General features: G+C 61.8%; 13 protein-coding genes. 8 read left to right on the top strand and 5 right to left on the bottom strand.

Annotated features, from left to right (window positions below; translation table 11 throughout):
• Positions 1 to 228: 228 nt before the first annotated feature.
• Entirely contained in the window at positions 229 to 948 is a 720-nt protein-coding gene (locus ACXR0M_RS07145) for a FadR/GntR family transcriptional regulator (protein WP_458831226.1), read from the bottom strand.
• A gap of 224 nt (positions 949 to 1,172) precedes the next feature.
• The gene (locus ACXR0M_RS07140) at positions 1,173 to 2,909 is read right to left on the bottom strand and encodes an IlvD/Edd family dehydratase (protein WP_458831224.1); all 1,737 of its coding nucleotides are present in this window, start codon (positions 2,907 to 2,909) and stop codon (positions 1,173 to 1,175) included.
• 194 nt (positions 2,910 to 3,103) lie between these two features.
• Here ACXR0M_RS07140 and ACXR0M_RS07135 point away from each other — a divergent pair, with 194 nt between their 5' ends.
• From ACXR0M_RS07135 to ACXR0M_RS07100, 8 genes are all read left to right on the top strand, one after another.
• Entirely contained in the window at positions 3,104 to 4,426 is a 1,323-nt protein-coding gene (locus ACXR0M_RS07135; protein ID WP_458831223.1) for an MFS transporter, read from the top strand.
• A gap of 159 nt (positions 4,427 to 4,585) precedes the next feature.
• Positions 4,586 to 5,578, top strand: coding sequence for an AraD1 family protein (gene araD1, locus ACXR0M_RS07130; protein ID WP_458831221.1), 993 nt, complete (start codon positions 4,586 to 4,588; stop codon positions 5,576 to 5,578).
• Between the two features lie 9 nt (positions 5,579 to 5,587).
• Positions 5,588 to 7,168 (top strand): aldehyde dehydrogenase (NADP(+)), encoded by a 1,581-nt coding sequence (locus ACXR0M_RS07125; protein WP_458831219.1) that lies wholly within the window; start codon positions 5,588 to 5,590, stop codon positions 7,166 to 7,168.
• Positions 7,169 to 7,322: 154 nt separating this feature from the next.
• On the top strand, positions 7,323 to 7,616 hold the full coding sequence (locus ACXR0M_RS07120) for a DUF5629 family protein (RefSeq protein WP_458831217.1): 294 nt from the start codon (positions 7,323 to 7,325) through the stop codon (positions 7,614 to 7,616).
• Positions 7,617 to 7,620: 4 nt separating this feature from the next.
• Positions 7,621 to 8,796, top strand: coding sequence for a lactonase family protein (locus tag ACXR0M_RS07115; RefSeq protein ID WP_458831215.1), 1,176 nt, complete (start codon positions 7,621 to 7,623; stop codon positions 8,794 to 8,796).
• 156 nt (positions 8,797 to 8,952) lie between these two features.
• Positions 8,953 to 9,132: a hypothetical protein gene (locus ACXR0M_RS07110; protein ID WP_458831213.1), complete on the top strand. Its 180-nt coding sequence runs from the start codon at positions 8,953 to 8,955 to the stop codon at positions 9,130 to 9,132.
• A 278-nt stretch (positions 9,133 to 9,410) separates the two neighbouring features.
• The gene (locus ACXR0M_RS07105; protein ID WP_458831211.1) at positions 9,411 to 9,623 is read left to right on the top strand and encodes a hypothetical protein; all 213 of its coding nucleotides are present in this window, start codon (positions 9,411 to 9,413) and stop codon (positions 9,621 to 9,623) included.
• Positions 9,620 to 9,877: a hypothetical protein gene (locus ACXR0M_RS07100; RefSeq protein ID WP_458831209.1), complete on the top strand. Its 258-nt coding sequence runs from the start codon at positions 9,620 to 9,622 to the stop codon at positions 9,875 to 9,877. The genes ACXR0M_RS07105 and ACXR0M_RS07100 overlap by 4 nt, the downstream gene beginning before the upstream one ends.
• A 173-nt stretch (positions 9,878 to 10,050) precedes the next feature.
• Here the strand turns inward: ACXR0M_RS07100 and ACXR0M_RS07095 are convergent, their stop codons facing one another.
• From ACXR0M_RS07095 to ACXR0M_RS07085, 3 genes are read right to left on the bottom strand one after another with little or no spacing between them, the layout of a single operon-like run.
• Positions 10,051 to 10,635 carry a glutathione S-transferase gene (locus ACXR0M_RS07095; RefSeq protein WP_458831207.1) on the bottom strand — a complete coding sequence of 195 codons (585 nt, stop codon included), beginning with the start codon at positions 10,633 to 10,635 and terminating at the stop codon, positions 10,051 to 10,053.
• On the bottom strand, positions 10,632 to 14,273 hold the full coding sequence (locus tag ACXR0M_RS07090) for an AAA family ATPase (protein WP_458831205.1): 3,642 nt from the start codon (positions 14,271 to 14,273) through the stop codon (positions 10,632 to 10,634). Before ACXR0M_RS07090 ends, ACXR0M_RS07095 begins: the two co-directional genes overlap by 4 nt.
• Positions 14,270 to 15,514 carry an exonuclease SbcCD subunit D C-terminal domain-containing protein gene (locus ACXR0M_RS07085; RefSeq protein WP_458831203.1) on the bottom strand — a complete coding sequence of 415 codons (1,245 nt, stop codon included), beginning with the start codon at positions 15,512 to 15,514 and terminating at the stop codon, positions 14,270 to 14,272. The genes ACXR0M_RS07090 and ACXR0M_RS07085 overlap by 4 nt, the downstream gene beginning before the upstream one ends.
• Between the last annotated feature and the right edge of the window lie 90 nt (positions 15,515 to 15,604).

The following is a 15,604-nucleotide window of genomic DNA, read 5'->3' as shown; positions in this document are numbered from 1 at the left end:
CTCTCCCGGAGGGAGAGGGGACTGACCGAGCGGTGCGGCTTGATACATCGACCTGAGATACCGAGTCGATTATGGATTCACAGCAAATCGTTCGACTTGGGATAACAAGGCGATTATGGATTCACAGCAGATCGTCCAAGTCGGCGTAAATCTCGAATATCCCCCAATCGGTCCCCTCTCCCTCGGGGAGAGGGCTAGGGTGAGGGGCTTTTGATCTTGAAGGTAACTTCAGGACAACTCCGCGCCCAGCACCGCACTCAACGCACTCCGCGCATCATCCAGTTGCACCAACGTCGCATGCCGCGCACCCAGCGCATCACGGTTTTCAATTGCCGTGAGAATCGCCTTGTGCCGGGGCAACGCCAGTTCATGCAGATTCGGTCGCTGGTTGGAATGCTTCAGCGCCTCGGCAATCGCCACCGACAGCATGTTGCACAGATTCGCCAGCAAATCATTGTGCGTCGCATCGGCGATGCGGCTGTGGAAGTCCAGATCCGGCTGCAGCAGGGCTTCCGGGGTCGGTGCCGCTTCCATGCGTTGATAGGCTTCACCGATGGCGGCAATGTCCGCCTCGGTCGCATGCTGGGCGGCGAGGGCGGCAGCGGCTGGTTCGATGATGCTGCGCACGCTGGTCAGAACATTGAAAAATTCATTCTGCGGGCTGCTTTGCATCAGCCAGTGCAGCACGTCCGGGTCGAGCATGTGCCATTCGCGGCGCGCCTTGACCACCGTGCCCACCCGCGGTTTTGAATACACCAGCCCCTTGGCCACCAGCACCCGCGTGGCTTCACGCAATACCGGCCGGCTCACCGCGTACTCCTCGCAGAGCAGCGCTTCGGCGGGCAGTTTGTCGTCGGGCAAAAAGCGTCCGGAGACGATCTGCATGCCCAGTTCCTGGACAATGCGCGAGTGCATGCTTTTGCGGTCGGAAGGTTTGCGGTAATCCATGGGGAACGGCGCGATCCTGAGCGATGGAGATGCCGCGCATGATAGCAGGCACGGCACAATCTTGAGGCAGATACACAAGCCAAATGTGGGAGCTGGCTTGCCAGCGATAGCGGAGTGTCAGTCAACAAGAATGTCAGCTGAAAGACCGTAATCGCTGGCAAGCCAGCTCCCACAGGGAAGTGCATTCCAATGCAGGAGCTGCCGCAGGCTGCGATCTTTTGCGCTTAATGAGAATGACGCGGCACCTCGGCCCCGCGGCAACCCACCAAAAAGTCAAAGTCACAGCCCTGATCCGCCTGCAGCACATGGTCGATGTACAGCTGACGATAGCCGCCCACCAGCAACTGTTGCGGTGGCTGCAGATCGGCCATGCGCGCCGCCAGTTCGGCGTCCGGGATATCCAGATGCAAACGCCCGTTGGCGCAATCGAGTTCGATCCAGTCGCCTTCCTGCACCGCCGCCAAAGGCCCACCCGCAGCCGCTTCCGGTGCCACATGCAAAACCACGGTGCCGTACGCGGTGCCGCTCATCCGCGCGTCGGAGATGCGCACCATGTCGGTCACGCCCTGAGCCAGCAGCTTGGCCGGCAAGCCCATGTTGCCGACCTCGGCCATGCCCGGATAACCCTTCGGCCCGCAGTTCTTCATCACCAGAATCGAGTTGGCATCCACGTCCAGCTCCGGATCGTTGATCCGTGCCTTGTACATGTCGAAGTTCTCGAACACCACCGCCCGGCCACGATGTTGCATCAGCTCAGGCGTAGCGGCGGACGGCTTGAGCACCGCACCGAGTGGCGCCAGATTGCCGCGCAGCACGCAGATGCCGCCGTCGGCGCGGATCGGGTTGTCGAGGGTGCGGATCACCTGGTCTTCGCCATAGATCGGCGCGTCTTTGGTGTTCTCGCCCAGGGTCTTGCCGTTGACGGTCAGCGCATTCGGATTGGGGATCAGGTTGGCCTCGCCGAGACGGCGCAGCACCGCCGGCAAACCACCGGCGTAGTAGAACTCTTCCATCAGGAAACGCCCGGACGGTTGCAGGTCGACGATGGTCGGCATGCCGCGCCCGATGCGCGTCCAGTCATCCAGATCCAGCTCGACGCCGATGCGGCCGGCGATGGCTTTGAGGTGAATCACCGCGTTGGTCGAACCGCCGATGGCAGCGTTGACCCGAATCGCGTTTTCAAAGGCTTCCTTGGTCAGGATCTTCGACAGGCGCAGGTCTTCGCGCACCATTTCCACCGCACGCATGCCGGACATGTGCGCCAGCACATAACGCCGCGCATCCACTGCGGGAATCGCCGCGTTGTGCGGCAGCGAAGTGCCCAGTGCTTCAGCCATGCAGGCCATGGTCGACGCGGTGCCCATGGTGTTGCAGGTGCCCGCCGAACGCGACATGCCGCCCTCGGCCGCGAGGAAGTCGTCGATGGTGATGGTGCCGGCCTTGACCTGTTCGCTGAGCTGCCAGACCACGGTGCCGGAACCAATGTCCTTGCCCTTGTGCTTGCCGTTGAGCATCGGCCCGCCGGTGACGACGATGGCCGGCACGTCGCAACTGGCCGCGCCCATCAGCAGCGCCGGGGTGGTTTTGTCGCAGCCGGTCAGCAGCACCACACCGTCAATCGGGTTGCCGCGAATCGCTTCTTCAACGTCCATGCTCGCCAGGTTGCGGGTGAGCATGGCGGTCGGGCGCAGGTTCGATTCGCCATTGGAGAACACCGGGAATTCCACCGGAAACCCACCGGCCTCGATCACCCCGCGTTTGACGTGCTCCGCAATCTGGCGGAAATGCGCGTTGCACGGGGTCAGTTCCGACCAGGTGTTGCAGATGCCGATGATCGGCTTGCCGTGGAACTGGTGGTCGGCGATGCCCTGATTCTTCATCCAGCTGCGGTACATGAAGCCGTTCTTGTCGGCAGTGCCAAACCATTGGGCCGAGCGCAGGGTGGGTTTCTTCTCAGACATGATCGATTCTCTTATTGTAAGACTATTGTTTGCGAGGTACGGCTAAACATAAGCTCAAAATCGACGGTTTGGAAGTGTTGTTGGGTAATTAGTATTACTATATAGTCGTTTTCGATGGAGGGATCGGCCCTGGCGGTATTCCGCGAGAGGCGTCCCCCGAGGTTCTATAAAAACAACAATCGGAGACCGTCCCCATGAGCCAGGAACTGCGGCTTATCCGCCGCATCACGCTGAAACTGATTCCCTTCCTGATCCTGCTGTACCTGATCGCCTATGTGGATCGCTCCGCCGTCGGCTTCGCCAAACTGCACATGGGCGCCGACATCGGCATCGGTGACGCGGCCTATGGCCTGGGCGCCGGGCTGTTCTTCATTGGCTACTTCCTGCTGGAAATCCCCAGCAACCTGATGCTCGAACGCTTTGGCGCACGGCGCTGGTTCGCGCGAATCATGATCACCTGGGGCGCCATCACCATCGGCATGGCGTTCGTCCAGGGCCCACACAGTTTCTACGTGATGCGCTTTCTGCTCGGTGCGGCGGAGGCGGGGTTCTTCCCCGGCGTGCTGTACTACATCACTCAATGGTTCCCGGTGCGCCATCGCGGCAAGATCCTCGGCCTGTTCATCCTTTCGCAACCGATCGCGATGATGATCACCGGCCCGGTGTCCGGCGGCTTGCTCGGCATGGACGGTGTTCTCGGTCTGCACGGTTGGCAGTGGCTGTTCATCGTCATCGGCACTCCGGCGATCCTGCTGACCTGGCCGGTGCTGCGCTGGCTGCCGGACGGCCCGCAGCAAGTCAAGTGGATGGATCAGGCGGAAAAAGACTGGCTGACCGGCCAGCTGCAAAAAGACCTGCAGGAATACGGCCAGACCCGTCATGGCAACCCGCTGCATGCGCTCAAGGACAAACGCGTGTTGCTGCTGGCGCTGTTTTATCTGCCGGTGACCTTGAGCATCTACGGCCTCGGCCTGTGGCTGCCGACGCTGATCAAACAGTTCGGCGGCAGCGATCTGGTCACCGGTTTTGTCTCGTCGGTGCCGTACATCTTCGGCATCGTCGGCTTGCTGATCGTGCCGCGCAGCTCCGACCGTTTGAATGATCGCTACGGCCATCTGGCGGTGCTGTATGTGCTGGGCGCGATTGGTCTGTTTCTGAGTGCCTGGCTGGCGCTGCCGGCGGCGCAACTGGCGGCGTTGTGTCTGGTGGCGTTTGCGCTGTTTTCCTGCACGGCGGTGTTCTGGACCTTGCCGGGACGCTTCTTCGCTGGTGCCAGTGCGGCGGCGGGGATCGCATTGATCAACTCGGTGGGCAACCTCGGCGGCTACATCGGGCCGTTCGTGATTGGTGCGTTGAAGGAGTACACCGGCAATCTTGGTTCAGGCCTGTACTTTCTGTCAGGCGTGATGGTGTTCGGCTTGATCCTGACCGGCGTGGTGTACCGCGTACTTGAAAGAAAGCATGTGCTGCCGGTCGAGCAGTTCGCCGCCAGTGCGCGTGGCGCTACCCGAATCTGACTTATATCCATCAATCACCGCCGAACCTGTGGGAGCTGGCTTGCCAGCGATAGCGATCTGTCAGGCAAAGCATTGCTGAATGGGCCGCCGCCATCGCTGGCAAGCCAGCTCCCACAAGGTTTCGCAGCGTTTCGAAGTTTCGTATACAGGAGAGAACATATGCATCTGGTTCAATTCGAATTAAGCAACGGCGAGCGCCGCGTTGGCGTGGTCGACAACAGCCTGATCCGCGAAGTGCAGGGCGCTCGCAGTGTGCGGGATCTGGCACTGGCCGCCATCGAGGCCGGCGGCTCGCTGGAGCAGCAGGTGCACAGCCATGGTCTGGGCAGCAGCCATGACTACGCCGAGCTGCTGAGCAGCCGACGCATTCTGCCGCCGCTGGACCATCCTGATCCGGCGCACCTGCTGGTCAGCGGCACTGGCCTGACGCACCTGGGCAGCGCCTCGGCGCGGGACAAGATGCACCAGCAGGCCGGTGACGAAGCGGCGATGACCGACACCATGCGGATTTTCAAATGGGGCGTGGAGGGCGGCAAACCGACGGCGGGGCAGGCCGGGGTGCAGCCAGAATGGTTCTACAAGGGCGACGGCAGTATCGTCGTGCGTCCGGGCGAAGACTTTGCGCTTCCGCCGTTCGCCGAGGACGCCGGCGAAGAGCCAGAGATGGCCGGGCTCTATGTGATCGGCCATGACGGCAAGCCTTATCGCCTCGGGTTTGCGGTGGGCAACGAGTTCTCCGATCACGTCATGGAGCGCAAGAATTACCTGTACCTCGCGCACTCGAAACTGCGCAGTTGCAGTTATGGCCCGGAACTTCGCACCGGTGAACTGCCTCAACATCTGGCCGGCAGCAGTCGCATCCTGCGCAACGGCGAAGTGCTGTGGCAGAACGAGTTTCTCAGCGGCGAGGCGAACATGTGCCACAGCCTCGCCAACCTCGAATACCACCACTTCAAGTACCGCCAGTTCCTGCGTCCGGGCGATGTGCACATTCATTTCTTCGGCACCGCGACCCTGTCGTTCGCCGATGGCATTCGCACGCAACCGGGCGACGTGTTCGAGATCAGCCAGGCCGAATTCGGCGCACCGCTGGTCAACGGTATCGCCCCGGCCGAAGCGGCCTTTCAACCGGACAGCATTGGCACCCTTTAAGGAGCTCCCATGACTCAGATTCTCGGTCACAACTACATCGGCGGTCAGCGCAGTGCGGCTGGCGAGGTCAAACTGCAATCCGTCGATGCCACGACGGGCGAGCAACTGCCGCACGATTTCATTCAGGCCACGCCGGAAGAAGTCGACGCGGCGGCGAAAGCGGCCGCTGCCGCTTACCCGGCCTATCGCAGCCTGAGCGCCGAACGCCGTGCGCAGTTTCTCGACGCGATTGCCGATGAACTGGATGCGCTGGGCGATGATTTTGTCGCCGTGGTCTGCCGCGAAACCGCGCTGCCGGCGGGGCGGATTCAGGGTGAGCGCGGACGCACCAGCGGGCAGATGCGCCTGTTCGCCAAAGTCCTGCGCCGCGGTGATTTCTACGGCGCGCGCATCGATCTGCCGCTGCCGGAGCGCCAACCGTTGCCGCGTCCGGATCTGCGCCAGTACCGCATTGGCCTTGGCCCGGTCGCGGTGTTTGGTGCGAGCAACTTCCCCCTGGCATTTTCCACCGCTGGCGGCGATACCGCCTCGGCCCTGGCTGCCGGCTGCCCGGTGGTGTTCAAGGCGCACAGTGGTCATATGGCTACCGCAGAACTAGTGGCCGACGCGGTGATTCGTGCTGCGGAAAAAACTGCAATGCCGGCCGGCGTGTTCAACATGATCTATGGCGGTGGTGTCGGCGAGTGGCTGGTCAAGCACCCGGCGATTCAGGCTGTCGGTTTCACTGGCTCGCTCAAGGGTGGTCGCGCGCTGTGCGACATGGCTGCAGCGCGTCCGCAACCGATCCCGGTGTTCGCCGAGATGTCCAGCATCAACCCGGTGATCGTTTTGCCGCAGGCATTGGCTGAACGTTCGGAAGCCGTGGCCCGCGACCTGACCGCCTCGGTGGTGCAGGGCTGCGGTCAGTTCTGCACCAATCCGGGACTGGTGATCGGCATTCGTTCGCCGCAGTTCAGCGCGTTCGTCCAGCAAGTCGCCGGTTTGATCGGCGATCAACCGGCGCAGACCATGCTCAACAGCGGCACCCTCGGCAGCTACGGCAAAGGTCTGCAGAAGCTGTTGGCGCACCCCGGCATCGAGCACCTCGCCGGTCACCCGCAGCAGGGCAATCAGGCACAGCCGCAACTGTTCAAGGCCGATGTCAGCCTGTTGATCGGCGGCGATGAAGTGTTACAGGAAGAGGTCTTCGGCCCGACCACGGTGATTGTCGAAGTGGCCGACAAGGCTGAACTCAGCGCGGCGTTGCACGGCCTGCACGGGCAACTGACGGCGACCATCATTGGCGAGCAGGCGGACTTCGAACGCTTCCCGGAACTGACGCCGCTGCTGGAACAGAAAGTCGGGCGGATCCTGCTCAACGGTTACCCGACCGGCGTCGAGGTGTGTGATTCGATGGTGCATGGCGGGCCGTACCCGGCGACGTCTGATGCGCGCGGCACCTCGGTGGGCACCCTGGCGATCGATCGTTTCCTGCGCCCGGTGTGCTTCCAGAATTACCCGGACAGCTTGCTGCCCGATCCCCTGAAAAACGCCAACCCGCTGCGCATCCAGCGCCTGGTTGACGGCAAGCCCAGCCGCGAAGCCCTCTAACACCGCACCCCTGTAGGAGCTGCCGCAGGCTGCGATCTTTTGATCTTGATCTTAAAAACAAAGTCAAAAGATCGCAGCCTGCGGCAGCTCCTACAGGGGCAGTGGGGCTCGATGAGCTATCATTCGCCCTTTCCCCCAAGAAAGACTGTTTGCCATGACTGCCCAAACCCTTCTCAACGCCCTCGAACACTGCGGCATGGTCGAAATCGACGGCCTGCACGCCTTCGAATTCGCCCTCGACGAAGACGATAACCTGCACATCGAATGCATTGATGGCCGCGCGGCCAAGCATTGGGAGTTCACCCCCGCGCAGGTTGAAGCAGCGACGTTTGACGAAGACTTAAAGAGCTGGCTGGTCATTGGCTATGCCAGCGACACCAAGACTACCGGCGAACACCGCCTGGTCTGCCTTGGCGACGTAGTCAGCAGCAGCGACGACGAGGAATAATCTGATGAACATGCGTAAATTCTGGCCCCTGCTGATGGCCGGCAGTGTCGGCGCGATGGGCCTGTCCAGTGCCAGCGCCGAGACCTATCAATTGCTGGTCGGCTCCTACACCGCCGGCACCAGCCAGGGCATCTATCGAATGAGTTTCGACAGTGCCACCGGGCAGATCGCCGCCAAGCCACTGCAAGTGGTCAAGACCGAAAACCCGTCGTGGCTGACCCTGTCCAGGGACCAGCAGCGACTGTTCGTGGTCAATGAAAACGGCCCTGGCCAGAAAGATCCGGTCGGCCGCGTCAGCAGCTATTTGATCGACCCCAAGACCCACGCCCTGACCCTGATCAATCAGGTGCAGAGCCTGGGCAACGAGCCGACTCATTCGAGCCTCAGCGGCGATGCCAGCCACCTGTTCGTCAGCAACTATTCGGTGGTGGAAAACCCGGGTGGCACCCTTGCGGTGTTGCCGGTCGGGGCTGATGGCAAACTCCAACCGGTGGTGCAGATGAGTGGGCACCCGGCGAGCCGGGTCAATCCCGAGCGTCAGGCGTCCAACCACGTGCATTCGACGGTGTCCTCGCCGGATGGCCGCTACGTGTTCTCCAATGACTTGGGCGCGGACAAAGTCTTCATCTACCAGTTCGACCCGAAAGCCAACCCGGAGCTGCCGCTGACCCCGGCGAAAACCGCGTCGGTGAGCCTGCCGCCCGGCAGCGGCCCGCGTCATCTGCTGTTCAGCGCTGACGGCAAACATGCCTGGCTGACCATGGAAATGAGCGCGCAGGTCGCGGTGTTCGACTACCACGATGGCGTGCTGACCCAGACGCAATTGGTCGATCTGGCCGCCGGTCAGCCGACCTCGGACAAAGCCGCTGCGGCGCTGCATGCGTCGGCTGATGGCAAGTTCCTCTACGTCAGCAACCGCGGCACCGCCAATCAGCTGCTGGTGTTCAGCATCGATCCGGCGACCGGCCAGCTCAAAGAGTTGCAAAGACGTTCGGTGGAAGGCGATCACCCGCGCGAGTTCAGCCTTGATCCGAGCGGCAAATTCCTGCTGATCGCCAACCAGAAAAGCAACGAGATTGTCGTCGTCGAACGCGATGCCAAGACCGGTCTGCTCGGCAAAACCGTGCAAAAACTGCCGATGGATGCGCCCAGTGACCTGAAATTCATCGTGCGACAATAAGCCACAGGCCCCGGTTTACGGGGCCTGTCTCTATGTATTAATCGCGCTGATATCCGGTAATGCTACAAAGCATTTCAAGCGATCAACCCTCGAGCGTTAAGTTTGCTTCACGGCCCAACCGGGCAAACCAGCCAACTGAACACGAGGGTTACCGCCATGAACTTCAATCTCTTCTCCGTTATCGCCGCTTCCGCCATCTCCGCTACCGTTGCCCTGCCAGCCAGCGCCAGCGTCGAAATCGCCGGCAAAAAATCCCACACCCAGAGCTACACCCAGAAATACCTGCAACAGAGCGCCAACTTCTACGCCGCGCTGGACCACAAAGCCCAACACTGAAAGTCCCGTTCTGACTTCGCACCGTCCCGGGGATTCTCACGATCTCCTGTAGGAGCTGCCGAAGGCTGCGATCTTTTGATCTTCAACGTCAAAAGATCGCAGCCTTCGGCAGCTCCTACACGTTTGTGCGTTCAGCGCGTCCATAGGCGTTGTTTCGCGCAGGAATAGATTGGCTTAATGATCAACCAAGTTGATGTTCACTATGGGAAACCCTGAGTGGTTACCCCGGCTTTTTTGATCGATCCTGACGGCACTGAAACCTGCCCACGGAGAACATCATGGCCAGTGCAATCATCACCTCAGCCAAACGCGGCGCTTATGTGGCCATTGGTCTTTACGTGGCGCTGGTGCTGTTCGTCAGCGTCGCCGCGCAGACCCAACACAGCTTCGACGCACCGATCGAAGTCGCCCACCCCGGCATCCAGTTCGAACACCGCGCGCAAAACGTGATGGTGGATCGGGATGCACTCGCAAGCGTCGGTGGAGCATGAAAGGCTACCGACTCTGGATCATCGCCGGTCTGGCTTTGATGACCAATGGTGCGGCGTTACTCGGCTTCGGACAGGGTTCGGTGGGGGCGCTGGCACGCGCCATAGAGGCCAATCACACCATTGCGCACAATATTGAACGAGCGAATTCGCAAGGGCTGTTGGCCGGCAATCCGCCGGTTAAAGTCTCGGCCGATTTTCTCGGGCCGTTCGAAGTGGATTGCATGGCACTGGGCATGTGCAACGCACTCGCCTAGAAACTCAGTCCGTTGTGGTGAGGGGATTTATCCCCGATGGGCTGCGAAGCGGCCCCAGACCCGGCAAACTGATTGTTCTGATACACCAAGGTGTCTGATTTCAGGGCTGCTGCGCAGCCCATCGGGGATAAATCCCCTCACCACAGGGGATATTTTGCAGGCAGGAGTTTGGGTTACTTCTTCATGATCGCGGTAAAGAGCTCGGACTCAAGCAAGCGTTGCAACCACGCCTGCAACCGCGCGTACGGTGTCTGCGCAAACCACTCACGATCTACATGCGCAAACTGCCGCACGAACGGCAGCAACGCCACATCCGCCAGACTCAAGTGATTGCTCAGTAAGAAGTCGCGATCGGCCAGCAACTCATCCAGCCGCTGCAAAAACACCGCACCCTCGGCCCGATAAACTTCCATCGGCTGCTCGGGATAGCGCTCGGCGTACTTGTAGCGATTCAGGTGCTGTTTGAACCCTTGATCATTAGCCTCGATCAACTCGTCGATCCGTGGATCCCCGCCCAGTAACCAGTCCTGCGGATCATGCTGCGCCAACGCCCAGCGCATGATCTCCAGACTCTCGTCGATCACCCGGCCATTGGCATCCAGCACCGGCACCGTGCCCTTCGGCGAGATCGTCAGCATCGCCGCCGGTTTCGCTTTGAGGCTGACTTCAACGATCTCCACCGGCACCCCCGAATAACGCAGGGCCATGCGTGCGCGCATGGCATACGGGCAGCGGCGGAACGAGTACAGCGTGTTCATTTCACCTCCAGCGTGCTCAAGCCGTTGCCCTGGCGCCGCACCTGAATCTGCACCGGAATCCGTTCGTGCATTTCCTGCACGTGGGAAATCACCGCCACTTTGCGCCCCTGCGCCTGCAAGCCGTCGAGCGCGTCCATCGCCAGTTGCAGCGATTCCGGATCGAGGCTGCCGAAGCCTTCGTCGATAAACAGCGATTCGATCTTCAGCGTGCTCGACGCCATCGAGGCCAGGCCCAGCGCGAGGGCCAGCGACACCAGGAAGGTCTCGCCGCCGGACAGCGAATGCACCGAGCGCAGTTCATCGCCCATTTCCGTGTCCATCACCAGCAGACCGAGCATGCTACCGCCGCGTTTCAGGCGATAGCGTTTGACCAGTTGGCGCAATTGCACGTTGGCGTGATGCACCAGCAAGTCGAGGTTGTAGGCCTGGGCGATCTTGCGGAAGGTGTCGCCGGTGGCCGAGCCGATCAACGCATTCAGGCGCGCCCAGCGCTGATACTCGGCATAGGCGTCGGCAATTTGCTGCGCCAAGGCCTGATTAGCGTTCTGCCGGCGCTGATCTTCCGCCTGTTCGGCGCGCAGTTCGGCGCATTGTTGTTCGCTGAGATTGAACTGGTTTTGCAGGTCGGCGAGGGCGCTGGCCAGTTGTTCGGCATCGAGGTTGCCGTTGTGCTGCGCCTGATGCTCGGCCAGGCGCTGCTCACGTTCCTGCAGCAGCACCTTGGCCTGTTCGATGCTTTTCTCGTTGTGCTGCAAGCGCTGGCGCAACTCGCTGAGCGCCGCGTCATCGACGCGCAGCAGATCTTCCAGACCGCCGTCATCCAGCTCCGGATGGCGTGCGCGCCAATCAGCGATTTTGCCGGTCAGCTCGCGATCTTCGTGTTCCAGCAACTGCTGGCGTTCCTGCTGCGCTTTCAACTGCGTGACGATCTGCACCAGTTGCGTGCGCACATCCTGCAGCTCCTGCGCCGTGGCGGTTTCGGCGTTGCGCGCCTGCTCCACAGCCTGCTCCAGTTGCTGCTGCCAGTGCTCGGCGCTGCTGTGTTCGCCGAGCAATTGCGCGAGTTGTGCCTGACAGGCCTGTTGCTGTTCGGCCAGCGCATTGAACTGCTGCTCGGCGGTTTGCAGCTGCTGGACGCGGCTGAGCTGGCGATCCTGTTCCTTCTCCAGCGTCTGCTGGCGTTGCTGCTGTTCGGCCAGTTCTTCCTTTTGCTGCTCGACCTGCGCCAGACGCTCGGCAATCTGCCGATCCAGCTGCATAAAGGTCGCCGCCGGTTCGTGGCGCAAGGCTTCGAGGGTATCGGCGGGCAGCAGGCTGGCGAACGCGGTCAGTTCCTCGTCGAGGCGCTGCCGGTCGCTGCTCAGTTCGCGTTGTTGATTGCTCAACTGCTGCGCGGCTTGCCGATGCGCGGTCTCGGCATTGCGCAGTTGCTGGGTCAGGCGCGCGGCGTCCTGTTGCAGGGTGAGCAGGGCGGTCTGGCGTTGTTCGTCCTGTGTGATGCTCTGGTTCAATTGCTCGTTTTGCCGGGTCAGCCAGGCATCGCGTTTGTCGGCGTCCTGATTGAGCAGCGCCGTCGCCAATGGATGCGCCTCAAGACTCGGCGCCAGCGCCTGCAACTGGGCAGTCAACTGTTCTTGCTGTTGCAGCAGCTCTTTTTGCCGGGCGATCACGCCGCCGACATCAGCGCGCAGTTCGGTGAGTTTTTCCTTGAGCTGATCCACCGTTTGCTGCGCCGTGGCCTGCTCGTTTTCATCGTGGCGCCCGAGGCTTTGTAGCAATGCTTCGGGCTGGTGATACGGATGTTCGTTACTGCCGCAGACCGGGCACGGTTGGTCGTCCTGCAACTGCGCGCGCAGCTCTTCGACACTGGCACTGCGCGCCAGTCGCTGACGTTCGAGCAGTTCACGGGTGACGTTCAGGGTTTGCTCGGCGACCGTCAGCTCGGCTTTGGTTTTCACCCCGTCCTGTGTCAGGCGCTCGCGTTCCTGCTGTGCATCGAGCAAGCGTTGCTGCAGCTCGGCGCCGCGTTTTTCCAGCTCCTGCTGGCTGGCCCAGAGCCGCGTCAGATCTTCGATGGCGCGCAACTGTTTGCGGTTGTCCTGCAACAGGTTGCCGAGAATACCGATCTGCTCGGCCACCGCATCCGGCTCGGCGCCGGCCTCTTTGAACAGCACTTCCAGTTGCTGTTTTTGCGTGGCCAGGGCTTCGGCGCTGTGCGTGGCGTTTTGTTCGAGACTGGCCAGTTCGGCCTGGCCTTTATTCAGGCGATTGCCGATCAGCATCAGTTGCTGCAAGCGATCGCGGTAGGCATTCCACGCATCACTGAGCGGCGCCAGAGCGGCACTCTGCTCCAGCTCGGCGGCGATTTTCTGCAGACGCTCAGCGACTTCGGCCTGCTTCGTCTGCAACGCTTGAATCGCGCTCTGGCCTTGGCTGCACGCCTGTTCCGCATGCTGGCGCGCCTCGGCGCTGTGCGCGGTGTCCTTGGCGAGGCGGGCGAGGGTGCTTTGTTCTTCGAATGCCTGACGAAATAGCGGGGCGCTTTCGCTGTGCCGTTGCTGCGCCTCACCGAGGGCAACTTTGGCCGACTCCAGCGCCTGCTCCAGTTGCGTCTGGCGCTCGCCGACTTCGCCGTGCTGGCGAGTGTGCGCGGCAATCTGCTTCGCCAAAGGTGTCAGTTGTGCATCGAGTTCAGACTTGCGCGCGAACTGATGGCGTTGCGGCGCGAGTTGTTCCAGACGCGTCAGCTGCAGACGTTCGCCGGCCAGACTCTCCCACTGCTGTTGCGCACTGTGCAGTTGCTCGACCGCTGCTTGTTGAGCGTCCTGCAACTGCCGCAAATCCTTGAGCCAGCCGTGCTGTTGTTCCAGTTGCTTGAGCTGCGCCTGCTGCAACTTCAACTGCTGCTGGGCGGCGTTGAAGCGCTCGTCCAGTTCGGCGCGTGCCTCGGGCGTCAGCGGGGTGACGCCGCTGGCCTGATCCTGCAGCAATTTGTGCGCTTCGCGGGCCTCTTTGGTCTTGTCGAACGCGCGACGGCCGAGGCGGGTATAGAGCGCGGTGTCGGTGAGTTTTTCCAGCAGTTCGCTGCGGTCGTTGTCATCAGCCTTGAGGAACGCGCTGAACTCGCTCTGCGCCAGCAGCACGGCGCGGGTGAACTGTTCGAAGTTCAGGCCCAGCGCGGCTTCGAGCTGGGTCTTGTACTCGCCTTTCTGGCTGGCGAGCAACTGATCCTGATCGATGTCGCGCAGGCTCTGGCGGCTGATCTGCAACTTGCCGCTGGCCTTTTCCCGAGCGCGGTTGGCTTCCCAGCGTGCGCGATAGCGCCGGCCATCGACGCCGACAAAATCCACCTCGGCATAGCCTTCCCCGGTACCACGGCGCAGCAAAGTGCGCGGGTCGCCGGTGGCGATTTCGCCGTCAGCGTCCGGGACCTTGGCGTCCCGACCGGTATTGTTCAGGCGCGGCACGGCGCCGAACAGCGCCAGACACAAGGCATCGAGCAAGGTGCTTTTGCCGGCGCCGGTCGGCCCGGTGATCGCGAAAAGCCCGGCACTGGCCAGCGGCTCGGCGGTGAAATCGATCTCGAACGGCCCGGCCAGCGAGGCGAGGTTCTTCAGGCGAATGGCGAGAATCTTCATGGCTGCTCGTCCTCCATCTGAACGTCCTGCAGCAGTTCGGCGAAGTCCTTGAGCGTCTGTTCATCGACCTCATTGCCGTAATTGTCGAGCCAGGCGCGGCTGAACAATTCCTGCGGGGTGAGCTGATCCAGTTCGATCAACGCGCTGCCTTCATCGCTACCGTCTGCACCGCGATTGCCCGCATATTCAGCGGCGATCCGCACCAGCCGCACGGCTTTGCCCTGCAGCGCGGTTTCCACTTGGTGGCGCAAGTCCGGCTGCGGCTCATCAAGGGTCACCCGCACTTCCAGCCATGGCTGACGCTGGGTTTCCGCGAGCAGATCGATGTTCGGCAGGTCGGCCAGTTGCAGCAGGATCTCTGCCAGCGGCGCCGGGCCGATGCGTTGCAGGTTGACCGAGCGCGGAATCAGTTTCGGTTCAACGCTGGCCAGGGTTTCGCCGTCGAGGGTGATGTCGAGAATCTGGTGCTGATAGCCGATCTCCGAGAACGACAGCGGTATCGGCGAGCCGCTGTAGCGAATGCGTTCCTCACCGTTGACCTTCTGCGGCTTGTGCAAATGGCCGAGGGCGACATAGCTGATGCTCGGCCCGAACAGGCTGGCGGGCAGCGCTTCGGCGTTGCCGATGATCAGACTGCGCTCGGAGTCCTCCGAGACCGAACCACCGGCCATGTGCGCGTGGCTGATGGCGATCAACGCCTGGCCCGGTTGGCGCTTGGCATTCGCCGCTTCGATCAGCCACTCATGCACCTGACCGATGCCGCGCAAATAGTCGTCGCCCAGATGCGCACCGGTCACCTCCGCCGGACGCAGGAACGGCAGCGCCAGGCACCACGCGGCGATCTCGCCTTGGGCATTCGGCAAAGGCAGCAACAGACGTTCGGCGTCGAGCTGGCCGTCATCCAGCCACAACACCCGGCCCAGCGCATGGGTACGCAAACGGCGCATCAACGGCGCCGGCAGTTCGATGCGCGAGCCGGAGTCGTGGTTGCCGGCGATCATCACGATGGTCAGCAACGGCTGCTGCTCGTGGGCACTGACGATGAAATCGTAGAGGCGTTCCTGGGCTTTGACCGGCGGATTGACCGTGTCAAAGATGTCCCCGGCAATCAGCAGTACATCCGGCTGCGCCAGTTGCAGTTGGCGCAGCAGCCATTCGAGAAAGCATGCATGCTCGAAATCGCGCTCCTGGCCGTGCAGGTTTTGCCCAAGGTGCCAGTCGGAGGTGTGAAACAGACGCAAGGTGGACTCCGCTACATAAACAGGTGATGGCCGCAGGGAATGGGCGGCGAAAGAGAGGGGAGTTTACAGATTATTGAGCCGGGAGGGCGG

The sequence above is a fragment of the Pseudomonas sp. Eth.TT006 genome (assembly GCF_054456575.1).
Note: the sequence above shows the minus strand (reverse complement) of the source record. Positions and strands in the feature narration are given on the sequence as shown.